Source organism: Pedococcus sp. P2_A3, assembly GCF_056405035.1.
Genome location: NZ_JBFUCW010000003.1, coordinates 14,147 through 36,210, shown reverse-complemented (window position 1 = coordinate 36,210; position 22,064 = coordinate 14,147). Strand labels below are relative to the sequence as shown.

At 69.5% G+C, this 22,064-nt stretch carries 20 protein-coding genes and 1 tRNA gene; 11 read left to right on the top strand and 10 right to left on the bottom strand.

What is annotated here, in order from left to right; genetic code table 11:
* Positions 1 to 217 precede the first annotated feature (217 nt).
* Both AC1DX8_RS03505 and AC1DX8_RS03500 read left to right on the top strand, forming a co-directional pair.
* Positions 218 to 892 (top strand): ABC transporter ATP-binding protein, encoded by a 675-nt coding sequence (locus AC1DX8_RS03505; RefSeq protein WP_477628520.1) that lies wholly within the window; start codon positions 218 to 220, stop codon positions 890 to 892.
* A complete protein-coding gene (locus tag AC1DX8_RS03500; RefSeq protein WP_477628519.1) occupies positions 889 to 3,630 on the top strand; it encodes an FtsX-like permease family protein in 2,742 nt (913 codons plus the stop codon). Before AC1DX8_RS03505 ends, AC1DX8_RS03500 begins: the two co-directional genes overlap by 4 nt.
* A gap of 210 nt (positions 3,631 to 3,840) precedes the next feature.
* On the opposite strand, the gene AC1DX8_RS03495 is transcribed toward AC1DX8_RS03500, so the two are convergent.
* Positions 3,841 to 3,916 (bottom strand) — tRNA-Lys (locus AC1DX8_RS03495).
* Positions 3,917 to 4,030: 114 nt separating this feature from the next.
* On the opposite strand from AC1DX8_RS03495, the gene AC1DX8_RS03490 reads away from it, so the two are divergent.
* The 6 genes from AC1DX8_RS03490 (at position 4,031) to AC1DX8_RS03465 (ending at position 8,881) form a co-directional block, all read left to right on the top strand.
* The gene (locus AC1DX8_RS03490; protein ID WP_477628518.1) at positions 4,031 to 4,372 is read left to right on the top strand and encodes a TFIIB-type zinc ribbon-containing protein; all 342 of its coding nucleotides are present in this window, start codon (positions 4,031 to 4,033) and stop codon (positions 4,370 to 4,372) included.
* A 102-nt stretch (positions 4,373 to 4,474) separates the two neighbouring features.
* Positions 4,475 to 5,122, top strand: a complete 648-nt coding sequence (locus tag AC1DX8_RS03485) for a hypothetical protein (protein WP_477628517.1) — start codon at positions 4,475 to 4,477, stop codon at positions 5,120 to 5,122.
* Positions 5,123 to 5,570: 448 nt separating this feature from the next.
* Positions 5,571 to 5,798, top strand: coding sequence for a hypothetical protein (locus tag AC1DX8_RS03480; protein WP_477628516.1), 228 nt, complete (start codon positions 5,571 to 5,573; stop codon positions 5,796 to 5,798).
* A 106-nt stretch (positions 5,799 to 5,904) separates the two neighbouring features.
* Entirely contained in the window at positions 5,905 to 6,531 is a 627-nt protein-coding gene (locus AC1DX8_RS03475; protein ID WP_477628515.1) for a DUF47 domain-containing protein, read from the top strand.
* Between the two features lie 8 nt (positions 6,532 to 6,539).
* The gene (locus AC1DX8_RS03470) at positions 6,540 to 7,541 is read left to right on the top strand and encodes an inorganic phosphate transporter (protein WP_477628514.1); all 1,002 of its coding nucleotides are present in this window, start codon (positions 6,540 to 6,542) and stop codon (positions 7,539 to 7,541) included.
* 275 nt (positions 7,542 to 7,816) lie between these two features.
* On the top strand, positions 7,817 to 8,881 hold the full coding sequence (locus AC1DX8_RS03465; protein ID WP_477628513.1) for a hypothetical protein: 1,065 nt from the start codon (positions 7,817 to 7,819) through the stop codon (positions 8,879 to 8,881).
* Positions 8,882 to 9,023: 142 nt separating this feature from the next.
* On the opposite strand, the gene pstB is transcribed toward AC1DX8_RS03465, so the two are convergent.
* The 7 genes from pstB to mshD form a co-directional block, all read right to left on the bottom strand.
* Complete coding sequence (gene pstB / locus AC1DX8_RS03460) at positions 9,024 to 9,800, bottom strand: phosphate ABC transporter ATP-binding protein PstB (protein ID WP_477628512.1); 777 nt, start codon at positions 9,798 to 9,800, stop codon at positions 9,024 to 9,026.
* 77 nt (positions 9,801 to 9,877) lie between these two features.
* Entirely contained in the window at positions 9,878 to 10,873 is a 996-nt protein-coding gene (pstA, locus tag AC1DX8_RS03455; RefSeq protein WP_477628511.1) for a phosphate ABC transporter permease PstA, read from the bottom strand.
* Positions 10,870 to 11,877 (bottom strand): phosphate ABC transporter permease subunit PstC, encoded by a 1,008-nt coding sequence (gene pstC / locus AC1DX8_RS03450; RefSeq protein WP_477628510.1) that lies wholly within the window; start codon positions 11,875 to 11,877, stop codon positions 10,870 to 10,872. The genes pstA and pstC overlap by 4 nt, the downstream gene beginning before the upstream one ends.
* Positions 11,878 to 12,003: 126 nt before the next feature.
* Positions 12,004 to 13,128: a phosphate ABC transporter substrate-binding protein PstS gene (gene pstS, locus AC1DX8_RS03445; RefSeq protein WP_477628509.1), complete on the bottom strand. Its 1,125-nt coding sequence runs from the start codon at positions 13,126 to 13,128 to the stop codon at positions 12,004 to 12,006.
* Positions 13,129 to 13,326: 198 nt separating this feature from the next.
* Positions 13,327 to 14,283 (bottom strand): NUDIX hydrolase, encoded by a 957-nt coding sequence (locus AC1DX8_RS03440; protein WP_477628508.1) that lies wholly within the window; start codon positions 14,281 to 14,283, stop codon positions 13,327 to 13,329.
* Positions 14,280 to 16,541: an RNA degradosome polyphosphate kinase gene (locus AC1DX8_RS03435; RefSeq protein ID WP_477628507.1), complete on the bottom strand. Its 2,262-nt coding sequence runs from the start codon at positions 16,539 to 16,541 to the stop codon at positions 14,280 to 14,282. Before AC1DX8_RS03435 ends, AC1DX8_RS03440 begins: the two co-directional genes overlap by 4 nt.
* Before the next feature lie 4 nt (positions 16,542 to 16,545).
* A complete protein-coding gene (mshD, locus tag AC1DX8_RS03430; protein WP_477628506.1) occupies positions 16,546 to 17,538 on the bottom strand; it encodes a mycothiol synthase in 993 nt (330 codons plus the stop codon).
* A gap of 100 nt (positions 17,539 to 17,638) precedes the next feature.
* On the opposite strand from mshD, the gene AC1DX8_RS03425 reads away from it, so the two are divergent.
* Positions 17,639 to 19,522 carry a bifunctional metallophosphatase/5'-nucleotidase gene (locus AC1DX8_RS03425; RefSeq protein WP_477628505.1) on the top strand — a complete coding sequence of 628 codons (1,884 nt, stop codon included), beginning with the start codon at positions 17,639 to 17,641 and terminating at the stop codon, positions 19,520 to 19,522.
* 164 nt (positions 19,523 to 19,686) lie between these two features.
* Here the strand turns inward: AC1DX8_RS03425 and AC1DX8_RS03420 are convergent, their stop codons facing one another.
* The gene (locus AC1DX8_RS03420; protein WP_477628504.1) at positions 19,687 to 20,385 is read right to left on the bottom strand and encodes a winged helix-turn-helix transcriptional regulator; all 699 of its coding nucleotides are present in this window, start codon (positions 20,383 to 20,385) and stop codon (positions 19,687 to 19,689) included.
* Between the two features lie 100 nt (positions 20,386 to 20,485).
* Here AC1DX8_RS03420 and AC1DX8_RS03415 point away from each other — a divergent pair, with 100 nt between their 5' ends.
* Positions 20,486 to 20,746 carry a MoaD/ThiS family protein gene (locus tag AC1DX8_RS03415; protein WP_477628503.1) on the top strand — a complete coding sequence of 87 codons (261 nt, stop codon included), beginning with the start codon at positions 20,486 to 20,488 and terminating at the stop codon, positions 20,744 to 20,746.
* Positions 20,747 to 20,762: 16 nt separating this feature from the next.
* Complete coding sequence (locus AC1DX8_RS03410) at positions 20,763 to 21,617, top strand: hypothetical protein (protein WP_477628502.1); 855 nt, start codon at positions 20,763 to 20,765, stop codon at positions 21,615 to 21,617.
* 78 nt (positions 21,618 to 21,695) lie between these two features.
* Here AC1DX8_RS03410 and AC1DX8_RS03405 read toward each other — a convergent pair whose 3' ends face one another.
* Positions 21,696 to 22,064, bottom strand: a complete 369-nt coding sequence (locus tag AC1DX8_RS03405) for a DsrE family protein (RefSeq protein ID WP_477628501.1) — start codon at positions 22,062 to 22,064, stop codon at positions 21,696 to 21,698.

The following is a 22,064-nucleotide window of genomic DNA, read 5'->3' as shown; positions in this document are numbered from 1 at the left end:
CGGCTCGCCCCGGTAATCCCTCGAGCGGCGGCTCTGGGGTGGGCGACAAGCACAACGCAAGGGGCAACCTCATGAGTGTTCGGAGTGTCAAGGCCGCCTTGGGAACCTTCGTCATGCGGGGAAGTAGGTAACTGCTGGGGCTTGAGCTGCGGCGGCGTCGATTCGATCGAAACGATGGCCAGGGGGACTAGTGCGCGGTGCAATTCGCTTCGAACATGTGTCGAAGCGTTACCGGCTTGGCGACGGCTCAGAGCTGATGGCTGCCGATGACGTCACCGTCGACATCGCCGACGGCAAACGCACTGCTCTCGTGGGTCCTTCGGGCTCGGGCAAGTCAACGCTGCTCCATCTCGTGGGAGCCATCGACGTCCCCAATGAAGGTCGGATCTTCGTCGGGGACGTCGAGGTCACCGCGCTTGGGCGGCGTCAGCTGTCCGAGTACCGGTCGACGATCGGGTTCGTCTTCCAGCAGTTCCACCTGGTCCCGGCCCTGACAGTCCTGGACAACGTCATCGCTCCCCTCGTGGGGCGTTGCCCCGCAACGGAGCGGCGCGCCCGGGCGCAGGAGATGCTCGAAGCGGTGGGCCTCGCCGGGCGAGCGTCCTCTCGACCCGGGCAGCTCTCCGGTGGCCAGCAGCAGAGGGTCGCGATCGCCCGAGCTCTCGTGGTCCGTCCCGCCCTCCTGCTGGCAGACGAGCCCACAGGGAACCTCGACTCAGCGACCGCCGACGACATCCTGGAGCTGCTTGCCGAGGTGCAAGGCCGTTTCAACACCACGCTGGTCATCGCCACCCACGACACGACCGTCGCGAGAAGCTGCGACGCCATCATCGCCGTGCGTGACGGTCGGGTTCGCTTCGACAAGCTCGCCACGGGCGACCTCGCCCCATGAACGCCCTCTTCCGGTTCGCTGTCGCCCACCTGCGGGGCTCGTGGCAGCGCACCACGGCCGCAGCCTGCGCCATCTTCGTGGCCGTCGCCAGCTTCGTCATCCTGACCGGAACTGTGACCACCCAGCAGCTGCAGGTCACCCAGACGGTTGCCAACAACTACCGATCCACCTACGACATCCTCGTTCGTCCACGAGGCACCGCTGGACCTCTTGAGCAGTCAGCCGGCCTCGTGAGGCCGAACTTCCTCGCCGGCAGCTACGGCGGCATACGCATGGAACAAGTCCGGCAGATCGCGACGGTGCCCGGAGTCGACGTGGCCGCCCCGGTCGCAGTCCTCGGACAGACGATGCGCAACATCCTGATACCGGTGGACGTCCGGGCGGTGCTGAAGGGCAAGGACCGTGCCATGGTCCGATACTCCCTCAACGGATCATCGCGGAACGGGACCGCGAGCACCTCGAACCAGCACGGGTACGTCTACCTGACGAAGTCGCCCCTGACCATGCTCGACCCACCGGCCGACGGTCCCCCCGACGCAGTCGGGGCGTCGGTGGAGAAGCGTGCGGGTACCACGGTTACCGCCTGCCTGCCGTCCGCCCCGGAGGACCAAGCGCAGAGTCCGGCGGAGTCGTTCAAGGAGCAATGCTGGAGTGTTGACCGGGGAGCCGATGGCAGCCAACGGCTCGAGATCCTGCTCAGCCTCCCGCTCACGGTCGAGGCCATCGACCCTGTGGCCGAGGCGAAACTGACCGGACTGGGCCACGCCATCACCGACGGCAGGGCCTTGACCGGCCGCGATGCAATAGCCGTGTCCCATGCAGGGCCGGCGCCGATCTCGACGGTGACCGCGATCATGGCCGACGAGCTGCCGTTCGACTACCAGGCCACCATCAAGGTCGAGGAGCTGACAGCGGCAACCACCGACCAGGTCCTTGCGACCCCCGACGCCGCGTCCCGGCGACGCCTGGTTCTGGCGGCAGAACCGGCAGGCACAGTCGCGACTTTGTCCCGGGACGCAGCGGAGGCATACCGAAGCAACGTGCTCGTCGAGCCACCAGGGGAAGCAGCCGGGCCCGTCGACGAGAGTCTCTTCATCTCATCGTTCATCCAGCCAAGCGATGTGACCTACACCAAGACGAACCCCCTGCTGCCCAAGGGGGTCCCCTTCGATCCGAAAGCCTGGCGACTCGGCGAGGGCACGGGCGGGTTCGTGCCGATGCCGACCAGCGCGACCGACACCGGCTACCGGTCGGTCACCGGCCAGCCAAGGACAGACACCTCGACGCTCGTCGCGTTCAACGTCATCGGCACGTACGACCCTGACCGGCTACCCCGACCATCCCGGCTCAACCAGGTCCCCCTCGAGACCTACCGCCCGCCAACGCTGCTCGGAGCCGACGCCGCCTCCCGCGCCGCGCTCGGCGACAAGCCCCTGCGCTCCGACCTCAACCCCACCGGGTACGTCCAGTCGCCGCCCGCCATGCTCGTCAGTCTCAAGGCCCTACCGCTCCTGTGGAGGACGTTCGCCGGGTTGAACCACAAAGCCCCGGTGTCGAGCGTGCGGGTCCGGGTCGCCGGGATCACCGGCTTGGGGCCGGTCGATCGGGAGAAGATCCGGCAAGTCGCCCAGACCATCGAGGCCCGCACTGGCCTGCAGGTCGACGTCACCATCGGGGCCTCGCTGCAGAACCGTGAGGTAGACCTTCCCGCGACTCCCTCGGGCACCCCAGCTCTGACCCTCAACGAACAGTGGACGAAGAAGGGCGTGGCCGTTGCCATCAGCGAGTCGCTGGACGTCAAGAGCCTGGTCCTGTCCATCGTCATCCTGATCTCCAGCGCCCTCACGGTTGCCCTGACCTCGGCCGCCGCCGTCGCTTCCCGTAGGCGCGAGCTGGCGACGCTGGCGTGCATCGGCTGGCCGCACCGGCGGCTTGGGTCCCTCCTCGCCACTGAGCTCGCACTGCTCGGAATCGGCGCCGGAGCCCTCGCCGCCCTCGCCTCCTGGCCGCTCGCCCGCGCCCTGGAGATCGACATCACCGGGCGGCAAGGCGCCTTGGCGGTCCCACTGGGGGCGGCTCTTGCGCTGATCCCAGGGCTGGCCGCGACCTATGACGCGAGCAAGACCGCGCCCATCGACGCTTTGAGGCCCAAGGTCGGACGTCGTGAAAGGACCACCCGACTCTCGCTTTCCGGTCCTGTCACCCTGGGCCTGATGATGACCAACAGCCGACGCGGTCGCGCGATGGTCGGCGCGCTGGCCGTCGCCGTGGCGGTCGCCTCGGCCCTCGCCTTGGTCATCATCGTGAGTAGTTTCAACGGTGCGGTGGTCGGTTCGTTCCTTGGGGACGCTGTCGCTCTCCAGGTACGCGGACCTGACATCGCCGCGGCCGTCGTCCTTGCAGTCCTGGGGGTCGTTGCCGTGGCGACCGTGCTGCTCCTGGCCCTCGCCGAGGACGCACCCTCCTTCGCCGTGCTGAGGGCAACCGGCTGGACAGACCTCGCCCTCAGCGTCGCATTGATGGCACAGGCGACGGCCATCGGCCTCACCGGCGCGACCATCGGCGCAGCCCTCGCCTTGCTAGGGACGGCGCTGTTCATCGGGCCCATCACGATCGCCACCCTGGGTCTCGCCGCGCTGGCCATCGTGACAGCAGTCGCCGCCGCAACCGCAGTAAGCCTCGTGCCAGCTTTCCTGCTGAGCCGGCTCCCGACCGCACGAATCCTGGCCCACGACTGACAGCCCACGGCCGTCACCCCGCGGTCGTCACCTAGCGGCGGCCACCGATAACGGCCGAGGCCGTCTGGTATCTCTGCCCCGCCACGCTCATCTCCCTCATCAAGGGAGTGTCAAGGATCAGCCGAAGTAGGTGTCAACCATCAACCGAAACACTGTCAGGCATCAACCGAAGCCCAAACGTCAAGCATCAGGCGAAGTCATACAAAACACTGGTGGGCCCCGTGGGACTCGAACCCACAACCTACGGATTAAAAGTCCGCAGCTCTAACCATTGAGCTAGAGGCCCTCGCCGGCCACGCGGCATACCGCGCTGTGCCGAACCGGCCACAGACTAACGGCTGGGCAGCACCGCCCTCCATGCCGTTCGGAACCCGCTCGTGGCCCGGGCCGTTGGCCCGACATGAGCACCCTCACCTGTCCCAAGTGTGGTTCCGACATGCGCAACTACGAGCGCAACCAGGTCCACGTCGACCAGTGCACAGGTTGTGGCGGCCTGTTCCTCGACCGCGGGGAGCTCGAAGCCCTCGTGGCTGCCGAGAACGCCTGGCACCAGCAGCCTGCCGCGGCAGCTCCGCCGCAGCAGCAGCCCGTCCCGCAGCCGCCTCAGCAGGGCGCGTGGCAGCAGCAGCCGGCTCAGGGCTACGAGACGCCCTACGGCGCGACGTCGAAGGCTCCGTATGGCGGGCAGCACGGCTACGGCCAGCGCCGCAGGAAGTCCTTCCTCAGCGAGCTGTTCGACTGAGCGTCATCGACGGGTCGGCTCGCCGGCGCTGGTTCGGTCGCGGCCATCGGGCTGGGCTGGTTCGACCGGCCGTCGTCGGCGCCACCTGAGAGACTGGGCCTGATGAAAAACGAGCCCAGCGGTCGCCCCGGTCCCCGCCGCCCAGCCTTCTTCAGCCCCATGGCGATGGAGGCGCAGGGAGGCATGGTCCCCGACCCCGCGCAGGTGACCGAGATCGCGCACGAGACTGCGGCGGTCCTCGTCGGCACTGGCCGCGCCACTGACGACCCGGCCCTCACGGCGCGGCTGGTCGCCCTCGTCGACGAGCTGGGGCTGTCCACCGTCGCCGAGCTGTGGGCCGACCGGCCCCCTCGCAGCCTGCCCGGCGCGCTCTGGCGGCTCTACGCGCTGAGGGAGTGGGTGCAGCGCAGTCCCGAGGAGGCCAGCGCCGACTACGCCGCGGGCATCCGGTTCACCGACGTCAACCACGCGGTGGCCGGTGTGGCCGAACCGCCCGGGCCCGCCGAGCTGCGCGAGCTCACCGACTCGATCCTGCGTGGGGTGTTCTCCGGCGACTTCGCGGTGGCGTTGCAGCGGGCTGCCGCGTTCTGCCGGGTCGTCGCGGCGGGCCGGGCCGACCGCGCCCACACCACCGATGCGCACGACCCCGAGGCAGCGAGCGCCCAGACCCGTCGAGCCGCGTCGATGTTGTCGACGGCCGACGACCTGGAGGTCGGGGCCCGGCTGTGGCACGCCGGCGAACTCATCTGAACGGCCTCTTGCCCGCAGGCAAACATCGGTCTCGGGGAACAACATCGGGGCCACCCGGGTTACAGTCGGACGTGCGTCGGGCCGCGGTAGCCCCGGGTCCCAACTGAAGCCGCTACGAGCGGCCACGCGCCGTGAGGCGCTCCCGGCCCGACGCGCACACTGTTCACCTCCCGTCCACGTCGGTATGCCGTGTGGTGGCGTCCCCAGCGCCTCTCCGGGGTGTCTCCCAGGGAGCGCCAGCGCTGGTGCCGCGGGGCTGTGAGCCGCCCTCGCGGCATACCCACCCCGCAGTGGTCGTTGGCCCCCCGCGGCCATCATTCGGCATAGCCGGTTAGGACTAGTCATGATGAGGGTCGCATGACCCAAGTGGGTGGTTCCGGGGCATGGCGGGTCAAGAGATAGCAAACTGGATGCCTCGTTCGCTCGCCGCTCCGTTAGCGTTGAACCCATGACCACCGACCCGCGCGCCGCCGGTGCAGACCTCACCGATGATGCGCTGCAGAACGAGATCGAGCTTGTCGGTGACCTCGTCGTGGCCGCGTCCGCCATCGAGCGACCACTGACCGAGGACGAGATCGACGAGGCCCTCGGGATCGAACGCGGGCACCAGAAGTCCGCTGAGGACACGCAGGGTGCCGCGCGCCCGCACCGGGCCGGGAAGCGGCTCAACGCCTGAGCAGGGTGCCCTGACGGCGCGGTTGCAGCTGCCGAGTTGCGCTTTGACGCGTGCTTGCCCGTAGCATCGTCCACGGCCATCCCCCCTTGCGTGACCGGAGAGAACCGTGGGCTTTCGCCTCACCCCCCAGGAGAACAGTTTTTACGAACTGTTCGCCAAGTCCGCCTCCTACCTCGTGCTCGGCTCCCGCGAGCTGACCACGCTGCTGGGCGTCGACCCGTCGGAGCGTGAAGCCGTCGCCACGCGGATGCGCGAGATCGAGCACGACGCCGACGAGGCGACGCACGAGATCATCCGCAAGGTGAACAGCTCGTTCATCACGCCGTTCGACCGTGAGGACATCCACGGGCTGGCGTCCACGCTCGACGACTGCATGGACATGATGGACGCCGCGGTCGACCTCATCGTGCTCTACCGCATCGGCGACCTCCCGGCCGGCGTGTCCGACCAGGTCGAGGTGCTGGCGCGGATGTCCGAGCTCACCGCCGACGCGATGCCCCGACTGCGGTCGATGAAGGACCTGTCCGGCTACTGGATCGAGATCAACCGCCTCGAGAACCAGGCCGACCAGATCTACCGCCGCCTCCTGGCCGGGTTGTTCAACGGTGACTTCGGTTCAGACACCCTCACGATCATGAAGCTCAAGGAGGTCGTCGAGGAGCTCGAGGCCGCCGCTGACGCCTTCGAGAAGGTGGCCCACAAGGTCGAGAGCATCGCGGTCAAGGAGTCCTGAGCCACCCCATGGACTGGCTTCCGGTAGGAATCGTCATCGCCCTGGCGATGGGCTTCAACTACACCAACGGCTTCCACGACGCGGCCAACGCGATCGCGACCTCGGTCTCGACGCGCGCGCTGACCCCCCGCGTCGCCCTGGTGATGGCGGCGATCGCCAACCTCGTCGGCGGGCTGATCGTCTACAAGTACGGCAAGGTCGCTGCGACCGTCGGCAAGGGCATCATCGAAGCCCCCCAGGGCAACGAGGGCCTGGTCATCTGTGCCGCCGCGTTGATCGGGGCGACCGGCTGGAACCTGCTGACGTGGTGGTTCGGCCTGCCGTCGTCGTCGTCGCACGCCCTCATCGGAGGCCTCGGCGGTGCCGCTCTGGCCGCCGGCGCGCACGTGAAGTGGGCCGGCATCTTCGAGAAGGTCATCATCCCGATGATCCTCTCGCCGATCGTGGGGCTCGCCCTGGGCTTCCTCGTCATGACGCTGATCCTGTGGCTGTTCCGCCGGGCCCAGCCGGGCAAGGTCTCGCGCGGCTTCCGTTACGCCCAGACCGCCTCGGCGGCAGCGATGGCCTTCGGCCACGGCTTCCAGGACGCCGCGAAGACCGCCGGTGTCGTGGTCCTCGCGTTGACCGTGGGTGGCCACTACAGCGGCGACCGGGTCCCTCTCTGGGTGCTCCTCATGAGTGCCATCGTGATCTCCCTCGGCACGTATGCCGGTGGGTGGCGGATCATGCGCACCCTCGGCCGCCGCATCATCCACCTCGACCCCCCGCAGGGGTTCGCGGCGGAGACGACCGCCGCCTCGATCCTGTATGTCGCGGGCATGGCGTTCGGCGCCCCCATCTCGACCACCCACACGATCACCTCGGCGATCATGGGCGTCGGCGCCACCAAGCGTCTGTCGGCGGTGCGGTGGGGCGTGGCCGGCAACATCGTCGGCGCCTGGGTGCTCACCTTCCCCGGTGCCGGCCTGGTCGCCGCCGCCAGCTTCTTCATCATCAACGTCTTCGTCTGACCCGGCCCCTGGGACTCCCGGCCCCCACACCCGTCGCGGCCCCCACACCTGTCCCGCACTTGTTGCGTCCTGGTCGTCACGTCGGTCCCCTTTCGCGGGTTCGGTGACGACCAGTCCGCAACAAGTCGGCAGGGTCGGCAGGCTCGTGCTGTCGCGACGGCTCAGATGGCACTGAACGGGGAGCCGCATCCACAGCTCTCGACGACTGGACCCCTCGTCCACACTGCGCGCGGCTGACGATGGTGGTGACCCGATGACTCCTCCACGGTCATCGCATGCGGACCATCCCCGAATCAGCGTGGCAGGCCCTCCCTCAACCATTCCTTGCGCGGCAGGCCCGCGCCGCAGGCCTGAGCAGCACCAGCATCGCGGGTGCAGTGAGGCGTCGGCAGATCATCCCGGTGGCGCCCAGTCTCTACGCGGTGCGCGAAGCGTGGGTCGAGCTCTCGCCGAGGGAGCTGCACCTCGCGATGTCTCGTGCGGCTGCGGCCTCGGTGGAGGGGTCAGCCGTGAGTCACCAGAGTGCCGCACTGCTTCACGGGCTGCCCCACCCGATCGGTCCGCTCGGACCCGTCAGCCTCACCCTCCCGGAGTCGACCTGCACAGCGGCCCGCGACGACTGGCGACGGCTGCTCGATGGCGACCTGCCCGATACGCACGTCACGCGAATCGAGGGTGTCCGTGCGACGTCGGTGGACCGCACGGTCGTCGACTCCTTCCGTCAGCTCCGGCCGCGAGATGCTCTTGCCATCGCGGATGGGGCACTGCGAGCGGGGAAGACAGAGCTGCATGACCTCCAGGTGATGCGAGCCTTCCAGACGCGGTGGCCCGGCGTGCGCAAGGCCCATGTCGGCTTGGCGATGGTCGACCCGCGTCGGGAGAGCTGGCTGGAGTCAGCCTCCGTGGCGACGGCGCATCAGCTGGGCTTCTCGGTGCCCATGAGCCAGGTGTGGATCCACCGCTTGGACGGCACGCCCATCGGTCGCGTCGACTTCCTCTGGCGCGTGGCGGGTGTGATCGGGGAGGCCGACGGTCGCGGGAAGTACCTGGGCGCCTATGCCTCTGAGAACTGGGACGCGGAGGAGGCCGCGTCGCACATGCTGGCCGAGCGCGATCGCGAGCGAGATCTGGAGGGGGCCGGGTTCGCGGTGGCCAGATGGGGCACCTCGGAGCTCCTCGGAGGTGGCTCCGGCCTGGCCCGCGTGCTCCAAGAGGCCCGACGACGAGCTGACCCAAGTCGGATTCGGTGCCTGTGGCGGCAGGACCCGAGCGATGACCTCCAACCGTGGAACCCGTCTGCGGTGCCGATGGGCGGCGGAGACGGGCCCTGGGCAGCCTGAAGGCGCCACCTGTTGCGTTCTGCACGTCACGATCACCCCGATGAGGGGGGTCAGTGACGACCGGGTCGCAACAAGTGGGGCGGGGGCGGAGCGGCGGGGGCGGAGCGGCGACGACGGAGCGGCGGGGGCGGAGCGGCGCCGGTCAGCCGAAGCGGCCGCTGATGTAGTCCTCGGTGGCCTTGACGCCCGGGTTGTTGAAGATCTTCTGGGTGTCGGCGACCTCGATCAGCTTGCCCGGCTTGCCGGTGGCCGCGAGGTTGAAGAAGGCGGTCTGGTCGGAGACGCGGGCGGCCTGCTGCATGTTGTGCGTGACGATCACGATCGTGTACTGGCTCTTCAGCTCGGAGATCAGGTCCTCGATGGCGAGGGTCGAGATGGGGTCGAGCGCCGAGCACGGTTCGTCCATCAGGAGCACCTGCGGCTCGACGGCGATCGCGCGTGCGATGCAGAGCCGCTGCTGCTGCCCGCCGGAGAGGCCGGCGCCGGGCTTGTTGAGCCGGTCCTTGACCTCATTCCACAGGTTCGCGCCGTTGAGCGACTTCTCCACGACCTCGTCGAGCTTCTTCTTGCCCTTCACACCGTTGAGCCGCAGCCCGGCGGCCACGTTGTCGTAGATCGACATGGTGGGGAAGGGGTTGGGCCGCTGGAACACCATGCCGACGGTCCGGCGCACGGCCACGGGGTCGACGTTCGAGGCGTACAGGTCCTGGTCGTCGAGCATGACCTTGCCCTCGACCCGCCCACCTGGGATCACCTCGTGCATCCGGTTCAGCGTCCGCAGGAACGTCGACTTGCCGCAGCCGGACGGGCCGATGAAGGCGGTCACCGAGCGCGGCTCCACCGTCATCGTCACGCCTTCGACGGCCTTGAACGCGCCGTAGTAGACGTTCAGGTCACTGACGTCGATTCGCTTGGCCATGATGTGCTTTCGTCCTTCGGGGTGGGTATGCCGTGCAGGCCGGCATCGGGGAGGAGCTGAGTCGGGGGGTCGTCGGGCTATCTCTTGACGGAGCCGAACCGGGCGACCACCCGGCCGGCGAGGTTGAGCAGGAGCACCAGCAGGATGAGGGTCAGGGCGGCGGCCCAGACGCGGTCGACCGCGGGCTGCAGGCTCTCCGTGCGGTCCTGGTTGATCATCGTGGGCAGGGTGGCCATGTAGCCGCCGAACAGGTCGGTGGCGATCGACTTGGTGTACGGGCCGAGGATCAGCAGGGGAGCGGTCTCACCCATGACGCGGGCGAGGCCGAGCAGGACGCCGGTGATGATGCCGGAGAACGCGGTAGGCAGGACCACCCGCGCGATGGTCTTCCACTTGGGGACTCCCAACGCGTAGGCCGCCTCGCGCAGCTCGTTCGGGACGAGCTTGAGCATCTCCTCGGTGGACCGGACGATCACCGGGATCATCAGCAGCACCAGGGCGAGGCAGACGGCGAAGCCGACGCGCTGGAACCCGAACGTCGTTACCCACACGGCATAGACGAACAGGCCGGCCACGATGGACGGGACGCCGGTGAGGATGTCGACCATGAACGAGACGGTCTTGGCGAACTTCCCGCGGCCGTACTCGACGAGGTAGATCGCGGTCATGATGCCGATCGGCACGGAGATCACCGACGTGGTGACTCCCTGGATCAGGGTGCCCTGGATGGCGTGGACGGCACCGCCTCCCTCGCGCCGCGAGGTGATGCCCTTCTGCGAGTTGGTCCACCACTGCGAGTCGAGGAGCAGCCCGACCCCCTTGGAGAGCACGGTCCACAGGATCCAGATGAGCGGGATCAGGGCGATGAGGAAGGCCAGCCACATCACGACGCGGGCCAGCTGGTCCTTGAGCTCGCGGCCGCGGGCCGGGTGCCCCAGCGCCGGCAGGAGGCTGCCCTGCGGGGGTCCACCCTGCCCGGCCGCGCCCCCGCGCTCGCCGACCCCTGCCTGGCGGTCCGCGCGTGAGGAGGGAGCCCCGCGTTCGGGAGTGCTCGCCACGGTGTCGGTGCTCATTCGGTGAAGGCCTTCCTGCGCTCGATCACGATGCGGGCGATGGCGTTGACGATGAACGTGAGGACGAACAGCACCAGACCAGCGGCGATGAAGGCTCCGGTCTTGGCGGGGCTGTCGAACTCCCCGGCGTTGTTGGCGATCCGCGACGCAAACGTCTCGCCGCCGTTGAGCAGCGACCACGTCCACTTGGCGCCCTGCGGGAGCGACGAGACGATGATGGTGACGGCGATGGTCTCGCCGAGCGCCCGGCCGAGGGCGAGCATCGCGGCGGAGATCACGCCCGGGCGGCCGAAGGGCAGGACCGCGGTGCGGATCATCTCCCACTTCGTGGCGCCGAGCGCCAGCGCGCCTTCCTTGTGCGTCACCGGCGTCTGCGCGAAGACCTCACGCGACAGCGCGGTGACGATGGGCAGGATCATGATCGCCAGCACGACGCCGATGAGCAGGATCGTGCCGCTGGTCCCGGTGCGGGAGAAGAGCGGGATCCACCCGAGGTGGTCCGAGAGCCACACCTGGAACGGGTTGAACCACGGGGTGAAGGTCTTCAGGCCCCAGAGGCCGTAGACGATCGACGGCACCGCGGCCAGGAGGTCGATGATGTTGGCCGCGGGGCGTGACAGCCACCGCGGCGAGTACTGCGTGATGAACAGCGCGACGGCGACGCCCACGGGCACCGCGATGAGCATCGCGATGGTCGAGGCCGCGACAGTGGTCCAGAGCAGCTCGACGATGCCAAACCGCAGGTTGTCGCTGTCGCTGACCGACCACTGGCGCGACGTGAGGAAGTTGACCTTGTCGTTGGCGATGGCGGGGATCGCCTGCCAGAGCAGGAAGACCCCCACCAAGGTGACCAGCCCGATGACCAGGGCCCCGGAACCCTGGGCCGCCGCTGCGAAGGCCCGGTCGCCCAGCCGCCCGGTGCTCGCTCGGTCGCCAGTGAGCGGGCGGCGACCGTCGGGGCCGGGCAGCTCGTCGGCGACGGAGACTCCAGTCACTGATGCCACGGGATGGTCCTCACGTTCGTGGGGGGAGCGGGGGTGCGAGCGACGCGCGATGGGGAGGGGCCCAGGGAGCAAGTATGCCGCGGGGCTGGGAGCCAGCCCCGCGGCATACCGATCAGGTCAGGGTAGTCAGGACAGGGCCGCGATGGCGGTCTCGACCTTGGTCTGGACCTCGGCGGGCAGCGGCGCGTAGCCGATGTCCTCGAGGCTCTTCTGGGTCTCGGCGGAGGCGAAGTGCTTGAGGAACGCCTTGGTCAGGGCCGCCTTCTTGGCGTCCTTGCCCTTCGAGCAGACGATCTCGTAGGTGACGAGGAGGATCGGGTAGGCGCCGGCCTCCTTGGTGGCGTAGTCCAGCTTGAGGCGCAGGTCGTTGCCCTCGCCGTCGGACTTCGCTGCGGCGACGGCCTTGCCCACCGACTCGGCGGTCAGCTCGACGGCGCCCGCACCGTTGTCGATCTGGGCGATGCCGAGCTTGTTGTCCTTGGCGTAGGACCACTCGGCGTAGGTGATGCCACCCTCGGTGGCCTTGACGGCACCGGCGACACCGTCGGACTTCTGCTTGCCCTCGCCCTTGCCGGTCCAGGCCTTGCCCGGCTCAGCGGTCCAGGCGGCCGGGGCGGCAGCCTTGAGGTACTTGGTGAAGTTCTCGGTGGTGCCGGACTCGTCGGAGCGGAAGAAGACCTTGATCGGCTCGGACGGGAGGGTCACGCCGGAGTTCAGGGCGGCGATCGACTTGTCGTTCCAGGTGGTCACCTTGCCGGCGAAGATGTTGGCGGCGACCTCGGGGGTGAGGACGAGCTTGTCCACGCCCTTGAGGTTGTAGGCCACGGCGATCGGCCCGGTGACCATCGGCAGGTTCCAGGCGGGGGAGCCGCAGTACTTGGCGGCGTCGTCGGCCTCGATCTTGCCGTCCTTCTCGGTCTTCTTCAGCGCCGAGTCGGAGCCGGCGAAGTCGACCTGGCCGGCGATGAACTGCTTGATGCCGGCGCCCGAACCAGTCGGGTTGTAGTTGACGGTGGTGCCGGCGCAGGCGTCCTGGAACGACGCGATGGCCTCCTCGATGGCGTTCTTCTGCGCCGAGGAACCCTCGGCGTTCAAGGTGCCGCCGCCCGCGGGGCAGTCGGTCGCAGCCGACGTGCCGGAGCTGGACGAGCCGGAGGCGGCGGGGTCGTTGCTGTCCGAGCCGCACGCGGTCAGGGCGATCGAGCCGACCAGGGCGACGCTGGCCAGGAGGCCAAGACGCTGGATCTTCACGGTGTTCAAACCTCTCCACAGAAACTTCAGGGATGGGAAATCAGGGGCGGGCATACGTACCCGACGCCCCGAAGGTAGGCAGGGAGAGTGACGCAGTGGCCCGTGCAGGGTGAACGCACGGTGAACACCAGTCAGACATTCGACGTCGTCGCACCGACCCCAGGGGATGCACTGGGTGAACGGCTGGTCAGCGGGCGGTCAGGACGGGGGAAGGTGGCGCTCGACGGCGACCACTCGAGCCCCTTCGCCGCTGCCGACGAGGTGGGTGACCAGGACCTCGCCCTTGCCCATCTTGTCGGCCGCGGCGTCGCGCAGCGAGGCGGCGGCGAGGTCGGCCTCGGGCTCGCTGGGGTCCACCAGGGCGAGCAGGGCCTGGAGCAGGTCCGGGAGGACCGGGCCGTGGCTGCAGAGCGCCGCCGGCGTGCCTCGCTCCACGAGCCGGCCGAGGTGCCGCGACGCGCGGGCCGGCTCCGCGGCATACCCCTCCTCGCTCAGGCCGTCCTTGGTGCGCAGCGACGCGCCGATCTGTGCCGCGTAGGGGCGGAGGGTGTCGGCGCAGCGCACCGAGGGTGAGCTGACCAGTCGACGCACGCCGTATGCCGCGAGGATCTCGGCGATGACCCCGGCGCGTTCCACCCCGGTGGCGTCCAGGGGGCGCTGCTGGTCGTCGTCGGCCCACGAGCCCCGCCCCACCGCGTGCGCGTGCCGGACGAGGGCAAGGGGCCAGGTGGTCAGCGTCCCGGCCTTGTCGGCGCGGACGATGGCCCGGAGCTGGTCGCGGTCGCGGGCGTAGTCGAGCCGGTCGGAGGCAGCGATGACATCGAGCCAGCGCACCTCGTCGATCTCGTTCTGCAACGGGCCCGCGGGGCTGGTGGCCTCGGCCGCCCAGTAGCGGACCTCCTTGGTGGCCGGCTGCCCGGCACCATCGAGCACGGTGTACTCGGCCCCCGGCAACGGGCGCCCCAGGCCGACGGACAGCGCGGTCTCCTCGTGCGTCTCACGCACGGCGGCGACTGGCCACTCCTCGCCGGGGTCGAGCTTGCCCTTGGCCCACGACCAGTCGTCGTACTTGGGACGGTGCACCAGCGCCACCTCGAGCTGACCGCGCCGTCGACGCCATGGGACGGTGCCCGCGGCAGGGATCGGGGCCGTCAACGGCGGCGGGCCTTGCGACGACGCCTGGCGTGCATCTCGATCATCGCGCTCTGCAGGTCGGCGAGCGGCTCACCGTCCTCGGCCGTGTTGACCCTCGTCCAGCGCCCGTCGCCAGTCAGCCGCCAGTGGGCGTAGTCGTCGCTCATGCCCCGGGCCAGCACGGCCTGGAGGTCGGCGATGTGCTTGGGGTCGGCGATGCGCACCAGTGCCTCGACCCGCCGGTCGAGGTTGCGGTGCATCATGTCGGCGCTCCCGATGTAGACCTCCGGCTCGCCACCGCCCCCGAAGAGGAAGACGCGGGAGTGCTCGAGGAACCGGCCCAGGACGGAGTGGACCTCGATGTTCTCGGACAGTCCCTCCACACCCGGACGCAGGGCGCAGATGCCGCGGACCCAGATGTCGACGTGGACGCCAGCCTGCGAGGCGCGGTAGAGCGCGTCGATGAGCTGCTCGTCCACGATCGAGTTCACCTTGAGCTGGACCAGGCCCTTGCCCCCGGCCTCGGCGTGCTCCACCTCGGCCTCGATCCGTTCGAGCAGGCCGGAGCGAACCGACCGGGGGGCCACGAGCAACCGCTTGAACTTGCTGCGCGGGGCGAAGCCGGAGAGCTGGTTGAACAGCCGCGCGAGGTCCTCGCCCACCTGCGGGTCAGAGGTCAGCAGGCCGAAGTCCTCGTAGAGCCGTGCGGTCTTGCCGTTGTAGTTGCCGGTGCCGATGTGGCAGTAGCGGCGCAGGCTGCCGTCCTGCTCCTCGCGGACCACCATGCAGAGCTTGGCGTGCGTCTTGAGCCCGACCATGCCGTAGACGACGTGAACCCCGGCGTGCTCCAGCTTGCGGGCCCACGAGATGTTGTTCTTCTCGTCGAACCGCGCCTTGATCTCCACGATCGCCAACACCTGCTTGCCCGACTCGGCCGCGTCGATGAGGGCATCGATGATCGGGGAGTCGCCGCTCGTGCGGTAGAGCGTCTGCTTGATCGCGAGCACGTGGGGGTCGGCGGCAGCCTGCTCGATGAACGCCTGCACCGACGTCGAGAACGAGTCGTAGGGGTGCTGGAGCAGCACGTCCTTGTCGCGGACGATGGGCAGGATCTCCGAGGCCTTCGAGCTCTCGGCCGGCGCCAGGTCGGGGTGCATCTGCCCACGGAAGGGCGGGTAGCGCAGGTCGGAGCGCTCGAGGTCGGCGACGAGGTTGAGCCCGCGCAGGTCGAGCGGGGCCGGCAGTCGGTAGACCTCGCTGTCGTTGACCCCTAGCTCGCGCACCAGCATGTCGAGCACGTGGTCGTCGATGGTCTCGTCGACCTCGAGCCGGACGGGCGGCCCGAACCGGCGCCGGGTGAGCTCCTTCTCGAGCGCCGTCAGGAGGTTCTCGGCGTCGTCCTCCTCGACCTCGAGGTCCTCGTTGCGGGTGACCCGGAAGGTGAAGTGCTCCCGCACCTCCATGCCGGGGAAGAGCATGTCGAGGTGGGCGGCGATGACGTCCTCGAGCGGCACGAACCGGGTGCTGAACAGGTCGGAGGTCGACGGCTCGCCGCTCTCGGGTTCGATGTGCAGCAGGCGTGGCAGCAGCGGCGGCACCTTGACCCGGGCGAAGTGCTCCTTGCCGGTCTTGGGGTTGACCAGCACGACCGCGAGGTTGAGCGACAGCCCGGAGATGTAGGGGAACGGGTGGGCCGGGTCGACGGCCAGCGGCGTCAGCACCGGGAAGACCCGATCGGCGAACAGCTGCGAGTGCAAGGTGCGCTCGGGGTCGCTGAGCTCGTCCCAGCGGACGATCGAGATGCCCTCGTCCTCGAGAGCGGGCTGCACCTTCTCCTTGTAGACCGCCGTCTGCATGGCCTGCAGCTCGTGGGCGACGAGCGAGATCTGCTCCAGCACCTCGCGTGGCTCCAGCCCGGAGGCCGAACGGACCGCAAGGCCGGTCGCGATGCGTCGCTTGAGGCCGGCGACCCGGACCATGAAGAACTCGTCGAGGTTCGAGGTGAAGATCGCGAGGAACCGGGCGCGCTCGAGCAGCGGCACCGTCTCATCGGCTGCGAGCTGGAGCACCCGTTCGTTGAACTGCAGCCACGAGATCTCACGGTCGAGGAACCGGTCCGTGGGGAGGCCGCTCTCGTCCTGTCCGCCGGTCGCGTTGACGATCCGCATGAAGCGTCCGTTGGAGGCGCGCGGCTGCGCGCTGGCGATCGAGATCTCGTGCCCGGCCTCGTCACCGTCGAAGATCTCGTTGTCGTCCGTGGGACGGGTGGTCACGCTCATGGAGTCATCCTGACAGTGCTCGGTGAACAGCGCGCGAATACATCACATCCACCATGATGCTGCGGAAACCGAGCCCCGTGTAAGTGCGTATCGCTGCCTGGTTGTCACCGTCGACGTAGAGGACCACCTCGGGCAGGCCGAGCCCGGCCAGGTGGGCCAGCCCGAGCGCCGTCACGGGCCGCCCCAGCCCCCGTCCCTGGTATGCCGGGTGCACCCCCACCACGTACACCTCCCCGGCGGGCAGGGTCGCTTCGCGACCCGCCCCGCCGTGGGCCCGCCCGGCGGGCAGGGTCGGGTCCACGGACGAGCGCTGCTCGGGATCGACCTTGGTCCAGTGGAAGGCCGCGACCTCACCGGGGGAGCCGTCCGCCTCGACGAGGATGAACCCGGCCGCGTCGAACCACGGCTGGGCCATCCGCTCCTCGAGGTCGGCGAGGGTCAGCCGCCCCTGCTCCGGGTGGTGGGCGAAGGCGGCCGCATTGGTGTCGAGCCACGCCTGCTCGTCGCGGCCCGGCTCGAAGGCCCGCGCGGTGAAGCCCTCGGGCAGTGCTGACGCAGCCGGCTCGAGGTCGGCCGCGCCGAGCGGTCGTGCCATCTTGTGCAGCTCACGCACCGCCTCCAGCCCGACAGAGGCCGCGAGGGCCTGCGCGGCGGGCAGCTGCCCGTGGGACCAGACGCGCGCCTCCGGGGCCGCGTCGAGCAGGGCGTCAACCAGTGCTCGGCCGATGCCCTCCCGCCGCGCCGAGGGATCGACCACGAGCTCGCCCGAGGCCGACGGCTCGGAGGGACTGTCCAGCTGCGCGTACCCGGTGAGCCGCTCCGCGGCATACCCGAGGAGGTGGCGGACCCGGCCGCTCGGGGCGGCGAGGGAGAGCACGGTCTGCTCGGACAACGGACTGACGCCGTCGGCGGCGGTCGCCGCCGCCTGGATCTCGCGGACGCGGGTGACCTCGGCGGACGTCAGGGTGTCAGCAAGGCGGACGGGAGATTTCGGCACGACAAGCATTGGACCATGCATCTTCCCTAACGGCGGATCCACGGTTAGCGTGCACGAGTCCGGCTACCGCCGGTACCTCCTCCCGCACAAGGACGCATTCATGACCTCTTCCCGCACTCGGCGCATCTCCAGCGTCGTGGCGGTGGCCGCCCTCGCGGCCACCGGCGCAGCGTTCACCGGTGGCACATCCTCCGCCGCCTCCAACGGTCCGACGATCGACATCCAGCTCCTGTCGTTCAACGACTTCCACGGCAACCTCGAGCCGCCGGCCGGCTCGAGCGGTCGGATCATCACCTCGGACACCTACACCGAGTCGTCGACGACCAACCCGAACACCGGCGTCACGACCTACACGGCGACGCCGCAGACGGTCAACGCCGGCGGCGTGGAGTACCTCGCCGGGCACCTGAAGGCGCTGCGTGTGGGTCACCCGTACACCGCGACCGTCGCCGCCGGTGACATCGTGGGGGCGTCGCCGCTGCTGTCGGCCGCGTTCCACGACGAGCCCAGCATCGAGGCGATGAACAGCCTGGGTCTCGACGTCACGGCCGTGGGCAACCACGAGTTCGACGAGGGCTACAAGGAACTCCAGCGGCTGGCCAACGGTGGCTGCCTGCCGGACGGCAACGGTGCGGCGAACCAGGACTCCTGCCCCGGTGGCAAGACCTTCACGGGCGCGAACTTCCCGATCCTGGCCGCCAACGTCCGCTACAAGGCGACCGGCCAGACGATCCTGCCCGCCACGTGGGTCAAGAACTTCAAGGGCGCCAAGGTCGGCTTCATCGGCATGACGCTCAAGGACACCCCGAACATCGTCACCGCGTCAGGCATCGAGGGCCTGGAGTTCACCGACGAGGTGGACACCGCCAACGCCCTGGTCCCGCAGCTCGAGGCCGAGGGCGTCAAGGCCATCGTCGTCCTCATCCACCAGGGTGGCGTGCCCGCCCGCACCGCCAGCACCGCGCACCTCAGCGGCCTGGAGAACAAGTTCGACTCGGCCTGCCCCACCGGCACCAGCACGGGTCTGAACGTCCCGGCCAGCCCGATCATCCCGATCGCCCAGCGACTGTCCTCGCAGATCGACGTGATCATCAGCGGCCACACCCACACGCCCTATGTCTGCAGCATCCCCGACCCGTCCGGCCAGCCCCGCCTGGTCACCTCGGCCTCGTCGTTCGGGCGGCTCGTCACCGAGACCAACCTGACCTTCGACCGTCGCACCCAGGACATCGTGCGGAGCTCGGTCGCGGGCAGCAACGTCATCGTGACCCGTGAACCGCAGTTCAAGGACGCGGCGCAGACCAAGATCATCACCGACTACAAGAAGCTCATCGCCCCGGTCGCCAGCCGGGTCCTCGGCACCATCACCAGCGACATCACCACGTCGTCCAACGCCGGTGGCGAGTCCAAGCTCGGCGACCTGATCGCCGACGGCCAGCTCGCCGACCCGTCCGTGGTGACCAACGGTGACGTCCCGGTGATCGCCTTCATGAACCCCGGTGGCATCCGCACCAACCTCACCTACGCCAACTCCCCCTGGGGCGAGGCGCCGGGTGCGGTCACCTACGAGGAGGCGTTCTCGGTCCAGCCGTTCAACAACTACCTCGTCTCGATGACGCTGACCGGGGCCCAGATCAAGGAGATCCTGCTCGAGCAGTGGAACGGCGGCACGAAGACCTCGCCCAACTCTGTCGCCCGCCCGGTCATCCTCCAGGTGTCCAAGGGCTTCGCCTACAGCTACAGCGACGCCACAGGGAGCCGGGTCCTCGGCCCGGTCACGCTGAACAACACCCCGATCAGCGACACCGCGACCTACCGGATCGTGACGAACAACTTCGTCGCAGACGGTGGCGACGGCCTGCCCGGCTTCCGGGACGGCACCGGTCGGTTCTTCGGTGGGCTCGACATCGACGCCTTCGCGAACTACCTGCAGGCGAGCTCGCCGTACAGCCCCGTCGCCGAGACCCGGATCACCAAGAACTGATCCACGGGTCCTGAGCCAAGCGGCACGCCGCCACGCGGCATACGCAACGGCAGAGCCGCCCCTCGCGGAAACGGGAGGGGCGGCTCGGTGCGTGCCGGGCAGGCTTGCTGCGCAAGGACTTTCGGGCGTCGACTGTCAGGCGTCGACTTTTCGTGCGTCGACTTTCAGGCGCGGACGTCGTCGGTCTGCGTCTCCTCGGCCAGCACGAAGCGGTAGCCGACGTTGCGCACGGTGCCGATGAGCACCTCGTGCTCGGAGCCGAGCTTGGCGCGCAGTCGCCGCACGTGGACGTCCACCGTGCGCGTGCCGCCGTAGTAGTCGTAGCCCCACACCTCCTGGAGGAGCTGGGCGCGGCTGAAGACGCGACCCGGGTGCTGGGCGAGGTACTTGAGGAGCTCGAACTCCTTGTAGGTCAGGTCGAGCAGCCGGCCGCGGACCCGGGCGGAGTAGGTCGCCTCGTCGATGGTGACCTCGCCCGAGGTGATCTGGACGTCCTCCGGCTCCTGGGTGTCCTGGAGGCGACCAGCGGCGAGCCGCAACCGGGCCTCGACCTCGGCGGGTCCGGCCGACTCGAGGAGCACCTCGTCGACGCCCCACTCGGTCGTGATGCCGGCCAGGCCACCCTCGGTGAGGATGGCGATCAGCGGCACCGACATCCCGGTCGCGCGCAGCACCCGACACAGTGAGCGGGCCACGGCGAGGTCGCGACGTGCGTCGAGGAGCACCGCGTCACAGGGTGGCGCGTCGACCAGCGCCGTCGGTTCCGCGGGGATGATGCGCACGTGGTGCGTCAGCAGGCCCAGTGCCGGCAGCACCTCGGCGCTCGGCGCCAAGGCGTTGGTCAGCAGCAGCAGACGGGCCATGCCTTGAAAGGATACGGGTGGTGGGCCCCTTCCGGGGGTGTGAACACATGGTGAGACCCTTGTCCCACGATGAGAGCCATCTCGCGAGAGGAGCGTGGGTATGCCGCGTGAGGACGACGTCGCCACGGTCACCGTCCGCTACTGGGCGGGTGCCAGGGCGGCCGCAGGCGTGGAGTCCGACGTGGTCCGGGGGTGCCGGACCGTCGCGGACGCCGTCGCCACCGTCGACGGGCTGCACCCCGGTCTGGCCGCGGTGACGGCGGTCAGCACGCTCTTGCTCGACGGGCGGGCCGCGCACCGCGACCACGACCTCCCGGACGGGTCGGTGCTCGAGGTCCTGCCTCCCTTCGCCGGGGGGTGATGCGAGGATGCCCCTTGTGTCCGACGTCCCCGAGCAGGCTCCGAACCCTGCCGTCCCGCTGACCCGGCGGGAGCGCCGAGCCCACGCGCAGACCCCGAAGCCGGCTCTCCCGCGCCGCGCCCTCCTGGCCCGCCCGCTGTCGATCGCGGCGACCATTGCGTTCGCCGCCCTCGTCGCCCTGACGGGGTACGCCAGCCCCCAGTTCGTGGCGCTCGCGGTCGCGCTCGCCGGTTTCGTGCTGGCGTGGGGGTGGCCGCTGCTGCTGAGCCTGCCCAGCCCCCGGGGGACGAGCGCGGTCCTGGCGATCGGCACGGTCCTGATGACCGGCACGGCCCTGGCGACCCGTGAGGACCCCTACCTCAAGTGGATGCCCGCCGCGCTCGCGGTCAGCGTCATCGTCGGCTTCCTGCACCAGCTGATGCGCCGTGACGGCCGCCCACGCCTCACCGAGTCGGTCGCCGCCACGACGTCGGGCCTGGCGATCATCTCCGCGGGGACCGCCCTCGCCCCCATCCCGCACGCCCTGGCCGGTGAGCACGCCCTCGCCGCCACCATGGCCGGCCTGGGCCTCGGTGCCCTGGCCGACCCCTGCGTCTCGATCCCGCGGCTGAGGAAGTGGGCGCTCTTCATCGCGATGGTGGTCGGCGGAGCAGCGGCGCTGGTGGTATCCCTGATCGCAGGAGATCCGATGCCCGCCCCGGCTGCCCTGCTCGGCCTGCTCGCTGCCGCCATCTCGCACGCCACCCGGCGGGTCCTCGCGCCGCTGCCCGCGACGGCCATGCCCCGCGCCCAGCTCGCCGTGGCGGCGACCTCGTCGCTGCTGGTCGGCGTCGTCGCCTATGCCGTCGTGACGTCACCTCTCTTCGCCTGACCGGCCCCCTCTCCCCGCCCCCTGGGCGGCGCGGGGACCGCCCGGCATACCCGGAGTCCGTGCTGGCCCACTTCAGGCTCAGTAGACGAGGGCCTGGGCGCCCTCGGCGGTGACCTCCTCGACGAAGGCCGCGGCTCCCCGGATGATGACGCCGTCGAGGAGGTCGGCCTGGCTGAGGTCCCGCCGGGCGGCGCACTGCCCGCACACCGTCAGCGTCCCGGACTCCAGCACGGCGTCGCGCAGGTCGGCCAGGTCGGCGGCGTGCGCGAGCTCGACCTCCTCGGCCCGGCCGGGCACCCCCATCCACGAGGCCTCGCCGGTGAGCCACAGGCTGACCCGCACCCCACTCGCCACGGCGGTCGCGGCGACGGTGAAGGCCTGGTTGAGGCGTTCGAGTGACTCGGTGCCACAGGTGACCTTGACGACGAGCGCGCGGGAGGCAGTCAT

What these genes read in the sequence shown, in the direction of transcription:
- AC1DX8_RS03465 (WP_477628513.1), top strand. Translation starts at nt 7,817, where the DNA reads ATGCGGACCATCCCCGAATCAGCGTGGCAGGCCCTCCCTCAACCATTC.
- pstB (WP_477628512.1), bottom strand. Translation starts at nt 9,800, where the DNA reads ATGGCCAAGCGAATCGACGTCAGTGACCTGAACGTCTACTACGGCGCG.
- AC1DX8_RS03405 (WP_477628501.1), bottom strand. Translation starts at nt 22,064, where the DNA reads ATGACTGCCTCCCGCGCGCTCGTCGTCAAGGTCACCTGTGGCACCGAG.
- AC1DX8_RS03415 (WP_477628503.1), top strand. Translation starts at nt 20,486, where the DNA reads ATGCCGCGTGAGGACGACGTCGCCACGGTCACCGTCCGCTACTGGGCG.
- AC1DX8_RS03435 (WP_477628507.1), bottom strand. Translation starts at nt 16,541, where the DNA reads ATGAGCGTGACCACCCGTCCCACGGACGACAACGAGATCTTCGACGGT.
- AC1DX8_RS03420 (WP_477628504.1), bottom strand. Translation starts at nt 20,385, where the DNA reads ATGGCCCGTCTGCTGCTGCTGACCAACGCCTTGGCGCCGAGCGCCGAG.
- AC1DX8_RS03425 (WP_477628505.1), top strand. Translation starts at nt 17,639, where the DNA reads ATGACCTCTTCCCGCACTCGGCGCATCTCCAGCGTCGTGGCGGTGGCC.
- AC1DX8_RS03480 (WP_477628516.1), top strand. Translation starts at nt 5,571, where the DNA reads ATGACCACCGACCCGCGCGCCGCCGGTGCAGACCTCACCGATGATGCG.
- AC1DX8_RS03485 (WP_477628517.1), top strand. Translation starts at nt 4,475, where the DNA reads ATGAAAAACGAGCCCAGCGGTCGCCCCGGTCCCCGCCGCCCAGCCTTC.
- AC1DX8_RS03470 (WP_477628514.1), top strand. Translation starts at nt 6,540, where the DNA reads ATGGACTGGCTTCCGGTAGGAATCGTCATCGCCCTGGCGATGGGCTTC.
- AC1DX8_RS03500 (WP_477628519.1), top strand. Translation starts at nt 889, where the DNA reads ATGAACGCCCTCTTCCGGTTCGCTGTCGCCCACCTGCGGGGCTCGTGG.
- pstA (WP_477628511.1), bottom strand. Translation starts at nt 10,873, where the DNA reads ATGAGCACCGACACCGTGGCGAGCACTCCCGAACGCGGGGCTCCCTCC.
- AC1DX8_RS03490 (WP_477628518.1), top strand. Translation starts at nt 4,031, where the DNA reads ATGAGCACCCTCACCTGTCCCAAGTGTGGTTCCGACATGCGCAACTAC.